At 48.1% G+C, this 12,480-nt stretch carries 12 protein-coding genes; 11 read left to right on the top strand and 1 reads right to left on the bottom strand.

Translation table 11 applies throughout. The features are described 5' to 3' along the window. The 6 genes from RMO84_RS16010 to RMO84_RS15985 all read left to right on the top strand — a co-directional run. The coding region (locus RMO84_RS16010; protein WP_396135877.1) for a hypothetical protein at window positions 1-269 on the top strand (269 nt) is incomplete at its 5' end. A 205-nt stretch (window positions 270-474) separates the two neighbouring features. After that, window positions 475-2,199, top strand: coding sequence for an ABC transporter ATP-binding protein (locus tag RMO84_RS16005; protein WP_310489434.1), 1,725 nt, complete (start codon window positions 475-477; stop codon window positions 2,197-2,199). Window positions 2,200-2,213: 14 nt separating this feature from the next. After that, window positions 2,214-3,467, top strand: coding sequence for a glycosyltransferase (locus tag RMO84_RS16000; protein ID WP_310489433.1), 1,254 nt, complete (start codon window positions 2,214-2,216; stop codon window positions 3,465-3,467). Between the two features lie 81 nt (window positions 3,468-3,548). Further along, a complete protein-coding gene (locus RMO84_RS15995; RefSeq protein WP_310489432.1) occupies window positions 3,549-4,781 on the top strand; it encodes a glycosyltransferase in 1,233 nt (410 codons plus the stop codon). A gap of 33 nt (window positions 4,782-4,814) precedes the next feature. Continuing rightward, a complete protein-coding gene (locus RMO84_RS15990) occupies window positions 4,815-5,903 on the top strand; it encodes an acyltransferase (RefSeq protein ID WP_310489431.1) in 1,089 nt (362 codons plus the stop codon). Between the two features lie 119 nt (window positions 5,904-6,022). Next, entirely contained in the window at window positions 6,023-7,357 is a 1,335-nt protein-coding gene (locus tag RMO84_RS15985; protein WP_310489430.1) for a hypothetical protein, read from the top strand. Window positions 7,358-7,408: 51 nt separating this feature from the next. Here RMO84_RS15985 and RMO84_RS15980 read toward each other — a convergent pair whose 3' ends face one another. Then, window positions 7,409-7,600 carry a hypothetical protein gene (locus RMO84_RS15980; RefSeq protein ID WP_310489429.1) on the bottom strand — a complete coding sequence of 64 codons (192 nt, stop codon included), beginning with the start codon at window positions 7,598-7,600 and terminating at the stop codon, window positions 7,409-7,411. Between the two features lie 174 nt (window positions 7,601-7,774). On the opposite strand from RMO84_RS15980, the gene RMO84_RS15975 reads away from it, so the two are divergent. The 5 genes from RMO84_RS15975 to RMO84_RS15955 form a co-directional block, all read left to right on the top strand. Beyond that, window positions 7,775-8,884, top strand: coding sequence for a glycosyltransferase (locus RMO84_RS15975; protein ID WP_396135878.1), 1,110 nt, complete (start codon window positions 7,775-7,777; stop codon window positions 8,882-8,884). A 59-nt stretch (window positions 8,885-8,943) separates the two neighbouring features. Further along, window positions 8,944-9,966: a glycosyltransferase family 2 protein gene (locus RMO84_RS15970; protein ID WP_310489427.1), complete on the top strand. Its 1,023-nt coding sequence runs from the start codon at window positions 8,944-8,946 to the stop codon at window positions 9,964-9,966. Window positions 9,967-10,029: 63 nt separating this feature from the next. Then, window positions 10,030-10,767, top strand: coding sequence for a methyltransferase domain-containing protein (locus tag RMO84_RS15965; protein WP_310489426.1), 738 nt, complete (start codon window positions 10,030-10,032; stop codon window positions 10,765-10,767). Window positions 10,768-10,825: 58 nt separating this feature from the next. Further along, window positions 10,826-11,455: a serine O-acetyltransferase gene (locus tag RMO84_RS15960; RefSeq protein WP_310489425.1), complete on the top strand. Its 630-nt coding sequence runs from the start codon at window positions 10,826-10,828 to the stop codon at window positions 11,453-11,455. Next, the coding region (locus RMO84_RS15955; RefSeq protein WP_310489424.1) for a glycosyltransferase family 4 protein at window positions 11,442-12,480 on the top strand (1,039 nt) is incomplete at its 3' end. The genes RMO84_RS15960 and RMO84_RS15955, both read left to right, overlap by 14 nt.

The raw sequence follows: 12,480 nt of genomic DNA, 5'->3' as shown, positions 1-12,480 counted from the left end.
TGCGGCTGGTATCGGCACGGATGGCAGTACCCATTGCGGGAGAATGGATCGAGGCGTTTTGGTGTGAGGAGTGCCAGGACACAAAGTGGTATCACGTGTGTAAAGGTGAAGATCGGACTTTTCAAGTAACGATCGCGCCCCGAGATCTGTGGCAATATGCCAGTGGGGCGATCGATCCCGATGGCAATCCTTCGGTAGGCCAATTTACCCGCCGCAATTCGCGGATGCTGGGCTGCAACCAGACTAAAGACTTCCAATTCGTAGTATAGCGTTTTGCTATGGTTTTGTCTACGATGGTCGAGCGAGGATCTGCATAAATTGAGTCACGGGTGAGGGATGCACTGTATTCTAAGGAATTGTAATGTCAGCACATCCCAAATGTCATGTTTATTTGGTTAGCTCTATATTCTTATGCGTCAATACCTGTCTAAATTTCTATACATTCTTAAAGAGCAGCACAAAACACTCCTGTTTATGTTACTGCTTTTTATTTTTGTTTCTTTTCTGGAAGTAATTGGGACAGGTTTAGTTGGACCATTTATCGCCTTAGCAACCAATCCTGAGACGATCGCCCAGAATAGCCTGTTAAATTCAATTTATCAAGGGCTAAACATGGGATCTCAAACTCAATTCCTGATCGTAATTGGCTGTTCGATCGTCGCAATTTTCTTTCTAAAAGCATTTTTGAGCTTTAATTCCCAAAAAATAATTTTTGAGTTTGGGTTCAGGCAGCGGGGCGAAATAGCATCGAGACTGATGCGCGGTTATTTGGGCGCACCTTATACTTTTCACTTGGGTAGAAATAGTGCTTCTTTGATTCAAAATATTATCAATGAGACAGATCATTTCAGTAATGGGGTGATGATGCCACTGCTGACATCGATTTCCAATGGCATCGTGACGCTAGCACTCGTCAGCCTGTTGGTTAAAACTAATGCGATGGCCATGGTCATCATTGGGGGAATTGTGGTAATTTCTTATGGATTATTGCAATCGTCAAAACATCGGATTGCCAAATGGGGCAAGGACTGTTCCGATGCACTGACAGAAATGATCCAATCGATCAATCACGGCATGGGTGGTTTTAAAGAGACAAAAATCATTGGTTGCGAATCATATTTTGAGGACAAATTGGGTGCTCAAATCGAACGATATTCCGTCGGTGCCAGCTTGGCATTAAGTCTTGGTAATCTACCTCGATATGCGATCGAAGCTTTTTTGATTGCTTTTTTGATCGGCTTTACTTTTTTTTATATCTCTATTAATCAGGGAAATGCTCAAGGTCTCAGCTCTGTATTAGGTATATTTGCGTTAGCCTCGATTCGACTACTTCCAGCAGTTGGCAATTTACTATCTGCGATTAATGGGATTAGATACCATGCCTGTTCTGTAGACAAAATATATTTAGACTTAAAAGAATTAGAGGCTGTAAATACACATCCAGAGCCTCAGTCGATCGCGGCGATAAGTGGCGAGCATCCTTCTAAGTTGGTCTTTCCATTCAGAGATCGAATTATTTTAGATAATATTTCATATAGTTATCCGCATGCCGAAATAACATCACTCGATCGAGTGTCTCTAGTTATTGAAAAAGGAGAATCGATCGGGTTGATCGGTAAATCGGGTGCTGGTAAAACAACGTTAGTAGATACCATTTTGGGACTATTAACACCCCAATCTGGAGATATCACGATCGATGGCACTTCAATTTATACCAATCTGCGAGCTTGGCAAAACTCGATCGGTTATGTACCCCAATCGATTTTTCTCATCGATGACACCCTTGAAAAAAATATTGCTTTTGGCGTTTCCGATCGCGATATCGATCCGCACAGACTAGAAAAGGCCATTGCCGCTGCCCAACTAGAAGAACTCGTAGAACAACTGCCTAACGGGCTGCATACCATGCTGGGAGAGCGCGGCGTCCTCCTATCGGGCGGACAGCGTCAACGAGTCGGAATCGCGCGCGCACTGTACCACGAACGCGACATTTTAGTGTTTGATGAAGCAACAGCAGCGTTAGATACCGAGACAGAGAGTTCGGTCACAGAATCGATTAAAGCCTTGAGTGGCATCAAGACCATCATTATTATTGCCCATCGTTTCTCCACCCTAGTGCATTGCGACCGCATTTATCAATTAGAACGCGGCAGCTTAGTAAAATCGGGTAGTTATAACGAAGTTATTTTAGAGAAATAGGCAAAATAATTAACATGAAAGTCTTACATTTAAGTACTTTCGACCTAGCCGGTGGCGCAGCCAGAGCCGCCTATCGCATCCATCAGGCGATGCTCGGGATCGATATTGACTCCCGGTTACTAGTTCAATATAAGCAGAGTAGCGATCCGACTGTGACTGCTGCGGAAAGTAAGTTAGTTGCCAAATTGCGATCGGTAGGAGACACTTCTGTGCTCAAATTCTATCCACATCGCCACCAAATGTTCTCGCCGCAGTGGTTTCCGGCTGGGTTGCTCAAAAGTGTCGATCGATTTGCGCCCGATGCGATCCATATTAATTGGATTTGTAATGGGTTCGTGCCGATCGAACTATTTGCGAAGTTCAAACAGCCGTTGGTGCTGACCCTTCATGATATGTGGTCGTTTACGGGCGGATGCCATTACACATTGGGCTGCGATCGCTATATAGACTCCTGCGGTGATTGTCCCCAACTCCGCAGCGGTCGCGATGCCGATCTGTCCCGCGCGATCTGGCAGCGCAAAGCCACAGCTTGGCAGCACTTGAACCTGACGGTGGTCGCCACTAGTCAGTGGATGGCGGCGCGGGCGGGCGAGTCTTCGCTATTTCGAGATCGATCGATTGAAGTCATTCCGATTGGATTGGATACTGATGTGTTTGAGCCGATCGATTCGAGTATTGCCAGAGAGTTTTTGGATTTACCGCCAACCAAGCAACTAGTCCTATTTGGCGCGATCGATGTCAGCGATCGCCGCAAGGGATTTCATCTGCTGAAACAGGCTCTAGAGCGGCTGCTAGAGCTGGGCTGGGGCGATCGGGTCGAACTGGTGGTGTTCGGCTGTGATGCGCCAGAACCGCCCCTAGAGCTGGGCTTTCCCGTGCATTATCTGGGCAAGTTAAACGACAATGTGTCTTTGCAAATGGCTTATGCTGCTGCCGACGTGACAATCGCCCCGTCAATTGAAGAAGCCTTCGGGCAAACAGCTTCCGAATCGCTCGCTTGTGGTACGCCAGTTGTCGCCTTTGCTAATACGGGTTTGGCCGACATTGTTGACAATCGCCAGAATGGTTATCTGGCCGAGTACTGCGACACCGCCGATCTGGCGCGGGGAATTGCCTGGGTACTAGAGGACTCCCCGCGCCATCGCGGCTTGCGGCTGGCGGCGCGGGCTAAAGCAGAGCGTGAATATGGGCGGCAACTCCAAGCACATCGCTATCGAGCCGTACTAGAAAAACTGCTCGATCGCGCCCAACCCACTCCCGTTAGCTAGTCCCGCTCTCACCCCATCGATAATTCAGTCATGAAGTATGCACCCGCAGCTCGACAGTCGAGCAACAGCTCACCTCGGTTAATGTTATTCGACCTAGCTTTGGGAGGGCATCACGGTAATTATATTCAACATCAGATCGATCGGGCCTACCAGCAAGGATTTAGGGGCGCGATCGATATCGTCGTTTTACCTGAGTTTGCGTCAGTTCACCAAGATACAGTAGCAGCGATCGATCGCGCCCAACAACCACAGCTAGAGATCCAGCTAGTGGCGATTTCTGCCGCCGAAGCCACCGGGTTAGGCTCCCGGAATTCCGGGCTGACTCGCGCCCGTCGTAACTTCCGCGAATGGCAACTCTTTTGCAAATATGCCGAGGCGTTGCATACAACCCACGCGCTGATTATGTATCTAGATACCTGCGAACTGCCATTAGCGATGGGGATGCGATCGCCCTGTGCATTTTCGGGGATCTATTTCCGACCGACTGTTCACTATCAGATGTTTGCCAATTACCAGCCCAATCGGAAAGACAAGCTGCAACAGTGGCGCGAACGGCTGACCTGGGCGCGGATCTTGAAGCACCCGCAACTGGAAACGGTATTTTGTCTCGATCCGTTTGCCGTCACCGCGCTGGCGGCTCAACATCCACACACTAAGGTCGTCCATCTTGCCGATCCAGTGCAGCCTTACCCAGCCAAATCTGACGATCTGACAGCGTTAAAAACGCAGTTGGGCATCGCCGCAGAGCGGCAGGTATTTTTGCTCTTTGGCGGGGTGGATGGACGCAAAGGCATCTATCAACTGCTAGAGGCGATCTCCTTATTACCGCCGGCAGTCTGCAAACAGTTTTGCTTACTATTAGTAGGACAACCGCATCCGACCGATCGCGTCAATATTCACCAAAAAATTACGGCACTGTGTGAGACTAAACTCATTCAAGCGATCGAGCATTACGAGTTTATTCCCGAAGCAGATGTGCCCACTTATTTTCAATTGGCAGATGCGATCTTGGCTCCATACCAACGCCATGTTGGCATGAGTGGCATTCTCTTGCTGGCCGCAGCAGCCGGTAAACCAGTCTTGAGTTCTGATTATGGTTTGATGGGCGAGTTGGCGCGGCAGTACCAGTTAGGCTTGGTAGTAGATTCTACCCAACCGACAGAAATTGCCAAGGCACTGACGACACTAATGTCGGTATCGCCGCACACCATATCTAACTCCAGTCAAATGCAACTATTTGCCGCCCAAAACTCGATCGATCTGTATGCCAGCACTATTTTTGCGCACTTACCGATCGAACATGGGATCTCATGATTCGACAGCTCACAACCGTTCTAAATAAGTAAGATGGAACGACAACCGAGATTAATTGGCATCGACTTATTTCGCGGGTTCGCAATTTTGGCCGTGGCGATCCTGCACGTCGTGGATGGGGGATCGATTTCCTCGATCGCTGGTTGGCGGCAAATTACTGATGTTGCGCTGTTTGCAGTGCCCTTCTTTCTAGCACTGTCCTTCTATCTAGCGATCGAAAAATTATATTTATCGCCCCAACCTTATCCCGTGCGGACGCGGTTGACGCGGTTGCTAGTGCCCTACTTGTTTTGGAGTGTTGCTTATCTACTCTATAAGCTGCTCAAGTACGGTGTTGCGGGAGAAGGTAGTAAGTTGGCTAATTTATTTGTCGATCCGTTAGCCCTAATCTGTTTTGGCGGTGCAGCATTCCACTTGTATTTTCTCCCCCTCATCGCCGTTGGGACGCTACAGATTAAGCTGCTAGATCTGGCGAGATTTACCAGTAAATCTTGGCAAGGATTAGCCCTATTCGGTCTGGTGAGCCTACTCGGTTATGAAATCCTGTTGAGGACTGGCAATGAATATCAACTCGACGTGGGTTGTGCTTTTAAGCCACTCTTAACTGCGGTTTTACCGCTGGGTAATAGCAACCCGATCCTGCGTTTAGTGCTGGCGATTGTCGCTTGGGGCTTGCGCTGTTTGCCCTACATCTGTGTAGCGGCGATTTTAGCCCATCCTCAAACTCGCAAATTCCGACTCAATTTGGTCGAGCGACAGCCAGTGGTGTGGGTATTGCTATTCGTCATCCTGAATCTAGTTGGCGATCGATTCTTGCCGTCAGCGGTATATGAAGTCAGTCGCGGCTATGTCGCTTTACTGGCTGCGATCGCTTGTTCCGATCGCTTAAAAGACAATCGCTTCATTAAGAGTTTTGGTGTTTGTTCGTTTGGCATTTACCTGATCCATCTGTTTGCGATCGAGATCTTTCAGTCTTTAGCCAAGCGTATCGATCCCGATTATCTCGATCGCGTCCAGTGGAGCGTGTTGCTACTCGCCGCGATCGCCAGCGTGGCAATCAGTTGGTGGGTGACAAGCTGGTTGATGAAACAGCAAAGGTGGTCGCGCATCATGTTCGGCTGACAATCTACCCGCGATCGCTCCCCGCTAGAACTCGAAATTCACTAAATAAGCTCAAAATTGCAACTGAATGACGATCGAGATCGTCAAGAGTGCATTAGGCCATTTATCCAGTACGAAAAATGTTACCTGCCCCCAAACAGAAAGGATATGTTACAAACTTAGACTTAACATTATTTGGGTTGGGTACCGCACTATTTCCCAGAGTACTCACCGGATTGAAGTTCCCATCAGTCGTCAACTTTCTGCATTTTCTGGCCGTCCCGTTGGCTTGTGGCTCGGTGCTGATTGGTTCGCGCAGTAAAGATCCCAAACAACTAGCCCTGACCAAGCGACTGTTAATCGGTTTATTTATCCTGTTAATTATTGTTTGTGCGAGTACTTTAATCAATCAGGCGGGGCTGATTAATGCGGTTTTAGACTATCTTTTATTAGCAGAACCATTTTTGTTAATTTTGACGATCGTCTGTATGCCGATGACTTGGGAAAGCTATCACAGTTTTCGAGCTTGGTTGATACGGGCGATGCTGATTAATACACTCTTTGCGTATATCCAGAAATATATTTTTCACATGGATAAACTCATTGGTGGTGAAGATAATATCAAAGGGCTATTTATCGGACAGGGGTCGGGACATGTGATTGGTGGCTCGGTCGCAATGACCTTTGCGGCTTACTACTGTATCAATGCCCGCAATAAACCGCTATGGTTTCGGCTGGGGATTGCGGGTCTTTGTATCAATCACGTGCTAATTTCCGATACCAAGCAAGTCCTAGTCGCCTTTTTGGTGGCTTATCTCCTCCTCTCTTTTGTCAATTTTCAAGATATCAAGCGAGCATTAATCTATTTAGCGATCGGGATTGTGGTCAGCGGCGGTTTCTATTGGGCGATCTATAACTTTGAAGCCCTGGATGCCTATCGTACTTGGATCAGACCGGAACTCTATGCTGCCGATGGTGAAGCGACCCTGTTAAAATTTGCTACCTTCAGGATCGTGCCCCAGTATTTTCACTCTCCGCTCAATTGGTGGCTGGGTTTGGGGCCTGGGCACACCGTGGGGCGATTGGGCGGCTGGATGTTGTATAACTACTGGGATTTATTATCACCACTGGGGGCAACCGTCCATCAGGCGAGTAAAGAGATCTGGGTGGTCGTCGGCAAAAGTTGGCTGGGAGATAAATCCAGCTTCTTTTCGCCGCTGTTTGGTTGGGCGGGAATTTGGGGCGATTTGGGAGCCTTGGGCTTGGCTGTCTATTTCTATCTGGCGATCTTAGTCTGGCACTATTTCTGTGTGACCGATACCTCCAAATACTTGATGATGACGTTATTTGTGTTTGGGACGATTTTCTCCCAGCTGGAGGAACCAGGTTATACCCTGATTGTCGCCAGTATCATCGGCTTAGACTGGCAAGCCAAGCGGCTGGCCAATCTCAAAAAGCTGGGCATCCCGATTTGAGGTCAGTAGGCATCGCCAACGCGGAAATCGGATGACTGCGAGGTAGTTGAGTTAGGGCAATCTAAATACGCTCATGACTCTCAAAATAATTGCCGTAATGACGATTTGCGCGATTACCTCGACGGGTGATTGTTGATTGCCACCACTGTCACCACCACCGCCGCCTTCAGCTAGAGCTGGAGCGGCACTAGCTAGCATGAGGAGGATCTGCAAGATCGCAAATTTTAATTTAGTAGAAATCATCGCAGTTAATCACGATAGTCGTTCGAGCTAACACGACCTTACCAAGGATGCTGTCAGCTAAGCTGCAATCTGTCAAGTAATCCAACAGCAATATTATTAATTACTCCCAGTCACATCACTCATCACGATTTGGTTAACAAAACCCATGAAACCACATATTTTAAGGGAGCGGCAATGACCGAACAGAATCCTCCGCGTGTAGCTTTTTTCCTCGGCTCTTTTGGTGGCGGTGGCATCGAGCGGATCACGGCTTGTCTAGCACATCAATTCGTCAAATTGGGCGTGCAAATCGACTTAATCCTCAATCGTGCCGATCCCACTCACTTGTGGCAAATGCCGACCGAAACGCGGATTGTCGATCTCAAAGCTCCCAATCTGTATCTGAGTTTACCAGGATTGGTAAGTTATCTGCGCCGAGATCGCCCGATCGCCTTGTTAGCTGCCGATCATTATCTCAATGAAATTGCCCTGCTGGCCAAACGACTCGCGGGAGTCCCCGTCCGACTGGTAGTAGCAGAACACAACCAACTGTCCAAAACAGCGCGCAATGCTACTAAACTTAAAGGTCGCTTGACGCCACTGTTTGCCCGGTATTTGTACCCTTGGGCGGACGGAATTGTCGCTGTCTCCGATGGGGTAGCCAAAGACCTTGCCGCCACCGCGTTGCTGCCTTTAGACAGCATTGAGACGATTTACAACCCAGTAATTAACGATCGAATGTTAGCTAATGCCCAAGAGCCAGTGGCGCATGAGTGGTTTCAGTCTCCCGACATCCCCGTGATTTTAGGCGTTGGTAAATTAGAGCCGCAAAAAGACTTTCCCAACCTGATCCGCGCTTTTGCTAAAGTCCGCCAAGATCGACCCGCACGGCTAGTTATCCTGGGCTGGGGGCCAGATCGACCCGAATTAGCAGCACTAATCGAAACCTTGGGTTTGGCAGCGGATGTTGCGTTGCTGGGCTATGTCGAAAATCCCTATGCCTACATGTCCAAATCGAGCGTATTCGTCCTCTCCTCCGCTTGGGAAGGGCTGCCGACAGTCTTAATCGAAGCAATGGCGTTGGGGATTCCCGTCGTGTCTACCGATTGCGAGAGTGGGCCAGCCGAGATCTTGGCTGGCGGCCAGTATGGATACTTGACGCCAGTTGGCGACAGCGCAGCACTAGCAGATGGCATCTTACAGGTATTAGGAGGACAACTCAAATCGATCGATCCCCACTGGCTCGACCAGTTTGGGGTGGAAATGGCAACTCAAAAGTATCTGAAGATTTTAGGGATTGCTTGAAGGTGCTACCCATAAATTTTGTTTATTATCCATCAAAAATACATGACCAGGTAGCGATTATGACTCATAGTCTCAAATCTCCCACAGTAAGCGTTGTCATTCCCACTTATAACCGTGCGGGTGTGATTGGCAAACCCATTCGTAGCGTCTTGGCTCAAAGCTATCAAGATTTTGAAATTATTGTGGTAGATGATTGTTCTAACGATGATACCGAACGAGTGTTAGAGAGCTTTAACGACCCCCGGATTCGGTATATTCGACATCAATCCAATTCCGGTGCGGCTGTAGCTCGCAATACCGGAATTGACAACTCCACAGGTGCATACATCGCCTTTCTCGATTCAGATGATGAATGGTTGCCAGAGAAACTAGCAAAGCAACTCAATCTATTTCAGCAGTGCAGCTCCGAAGTCGGGTTTATTTACACAGGTTTTGCGGCTGTCGATGAAGGCGATCGAGTCAAGCGCATCGTTAGTTCTCATCATCGAGGCAGTTTGAGCGATCGCCTCCTCTATAGCAATTTTATCGGCACGCCATCTACTGTGATGGTAAAACGTAAATATCTCCAGCAGGTTCGGGGGTTCGATCCCAACATGCCATCGTTTATTGAAGATATGGATTTATGGTTGCGGTTGTCCGAGCATTGTCAGTTTGAGGTGATTCCCGAAGTCCTCACTCGCTACGCTTACAGTGATGCTGGAGACAGGCTGACACTCAACCATAAATCGGTAGTAGAGGGAACTCTGGCTTTTATTCACAAGCACCATCACCACGATACCTTCAATTCCACCAGCAAAGAGACAGGGCTTTCAAATCGAGATCGAGCTGAATACCTGTTTGAAATGGGTAGAACCTTGATCTGTAGTGGTTTGCTGATTTCCCATTCAGAAGCGATTCAGGTAGGAAGGCGTTACCATCTACTGTCTTTTAAGACTAATTTGTTGTCTTTTAAACCGCTCTTTTATTATGCCACTTCCCTATTGGGTAAAGATGCATACTTTAATTTGCTAAAATCTGAAAATACAATCCGCAGTCAACTCAAGCAGATCTTAAAAAAAGAGCAAGAGATTGTCACCCAATGATAACAAGTCTATAATCGAAACTATTTTCATCCTCAACCAAGTTTTAATCAGAAAATAAATATTATGAACTCAACGATCGAGCAATCTCCACTTTACCCACTTGCTAGAGACATTAAAGCGATCGGCAAATCGCTCAAATATCAAGTTCACCGCCAATTTGGACGGGTCGATGCTCAATTAGTCGAGAATTATCTTCGGCAACATGATGTCAGGAAGCTACACATCGGCTGTGGATACCACATGCTGGATGGCTGGCTCAATTCAGACTATCAAGCCATTCCCAAAGATATTTTGCAAGTTGATGCCACTAAAACTTTTCCGATCGACAGCAACAAATTTGATTATATTTTCACCGAGCATATGATCGAGCACATCTTGTACCCACAAGGATTGTCAATGTTGAGCGAATGTTTTCGCGTACTCAGGAAAAATGGGACAATTCGAGTCTCGACACCGGACTTGCAATTTGCCGTCGGTCTCTATCAAGATCGCAAAACAGATCCACAAAAAGAATACATTAAATCTTCGATCGAGCACTTCATTGCTGAAGATACTAATGGTAATGATGATGTGTTTGTGATTAATAATTTATTCCGTGCTTGGGGACATCAATTTATTTACGACGAGAAGACACTCCGCAACTCGCTAGAAAAAGCTGGCTTTAAGAATATAGTCAGATGCGATCTCGGTCAGAGTAGTAAGCAAGCTTTGCAAAATATCGAAAATGGAGAGCGATTGCCACTAGGATCTTTTCAACCAGAAACGCTGACATTAGAAGGGGAAAAGCTGGAAGATAGCTAGCTTATTCAAGCGTTAATTAACTTTTTTAAATGCTGTTAACTGGGTTTCTTAGTGAATTATGTACGACTTTAAATTCGATATCGATCGATATGTGTACATGGGCGTTGGCTCTTGGCTCTACGCGCTGTTGAACAAGCAAGGGTTGTGGGCTTTGGCAGAGTATCGGTTTAGCCGGTGGGTACTGACCGAAGTGCGCATCCCACTTGTCGGTAAGTTTTTGAAATTAATCGGCTTGCTGTGGCACAAGCTTGTCGAAATAACGACCGGCATCGATTTACCCAAACATTCAAAAATCGGTAAAGGTTTATATATCGGCCACTTTGGGGGGATTATCGTCAGTCCGGCTGTCGAAATCGGTGAATATTGTAACTTGAGTCATGACGTGACGATCGGTGTCGGCGGCAGGGGCGAAAAAAGTGGCGTGCCCAAAATCGGCAATCGGGTGTTTATCGGCCCTGGCGCGCGGATTTTTGGGGCGATTCAGATTGGCGATGATGTGGCAATCGGCGCGAATGCGGTCGTGACCAAAGATATCCCCGATCGCGCCGTAGTGGTGGGGATACCCGCTCAGATCGTCAATTTTAATGGGTCGGCAGAATATGTCAACTACCGCGATCGACCCACCGATGCCACCAGTAATCGCTCCGAGCATACCACTGTCTCGACGATCGACAATGGCAAGCTCTAACCAGTCCCAATTCCCAACTACCATGCAAAATCCTCACCACCTCAAGATTGCTTGGCTGCTGCCAGTAGCCTGGTTCTATTGGCAGCCAGCGATTAGCGAGTTGACCAAAATATTTCCCAATACCACCGTCTTTACTGGTTTATTTCCCGGCTTTGCCAAAGGATTGGAAGACACACTTAATGTGGAAGTCATCGGCGAGTTTAAAGTCATCGAAATCGATCGCGATGAGAATGGCTATGGCGATAATTTCACCTATTTGTCGCCCAAGATTATCGGCAATCTGCTGCGGCTGCGACCCCACGTCATTTTCACGAGTTCGTTTGGCGTGTGGACGATTCTGGCATTAGTGCTGATGCCCTTACTTAGGTGGCGAGTAATTATTGCCTATGAGGGGAGTTCGCCAGGAGTAGACTATCGGCATTCGGCAGCGCGGTTATTCGTCCGGCGGCTGATGGTGAAGCTCTCAGCGGCTTGTATCTCCAACAGTCGCGCGGGTGGTGAGTACCTGACTGAGATCTTAAGGGCGGACAAAGAGCGGGTCTTCGTTCAACCCTACGAGATTCCCGACGAGCATACTCTTCCAGGCAGCACAGCCGTTGTCGAGTCAGAGCCAGTAGAGCGACAGCGTCCGGTCTTTTTGTTTGTCGGACAGGTGATTCCCCGTAAAGGCTTGCCATTATTGCTCGAAGCTTGCGCGGCACTGCAAGCCAGAGGCTATGACAACTATACGATCCAGGTCGTTGGTAATGGCCCCCAACAGCCAGAATTAGAGACCTTTTGCCGCGATCGGGCATTGACCGATCGGATTGAGTGGGTGGGGCGGGTACCATTCGATCGGATCGGCACTTATTTTGAAAATGCGGACGTATTCGTGCTGCCCACGATGGAAGATACCTGGGGCGTCGTGACTTTAGAAGCGATGTTACTGGGCAAACCGATCCTCTGTTCGACGGGGGCGGGGACAGCCGAGCTAGTCGTCCCTGGGGAGAATGGCTATATCTTTACCCCAGACAATGCCGAACAGC

The organism is Chamaesiphon sp. VAR_69_metabat_338 (assembly GCF_031423935.1).
Classification (GTDB): Bacteria; Cyanobacteriota; Cyanobacteriia; order Cyanobacteriales; family Chamaesiphonaceae; genus Chamaesiphon.
This window is presented reverse-complemented; position numbering and strand designations above follow the sequence as displayed.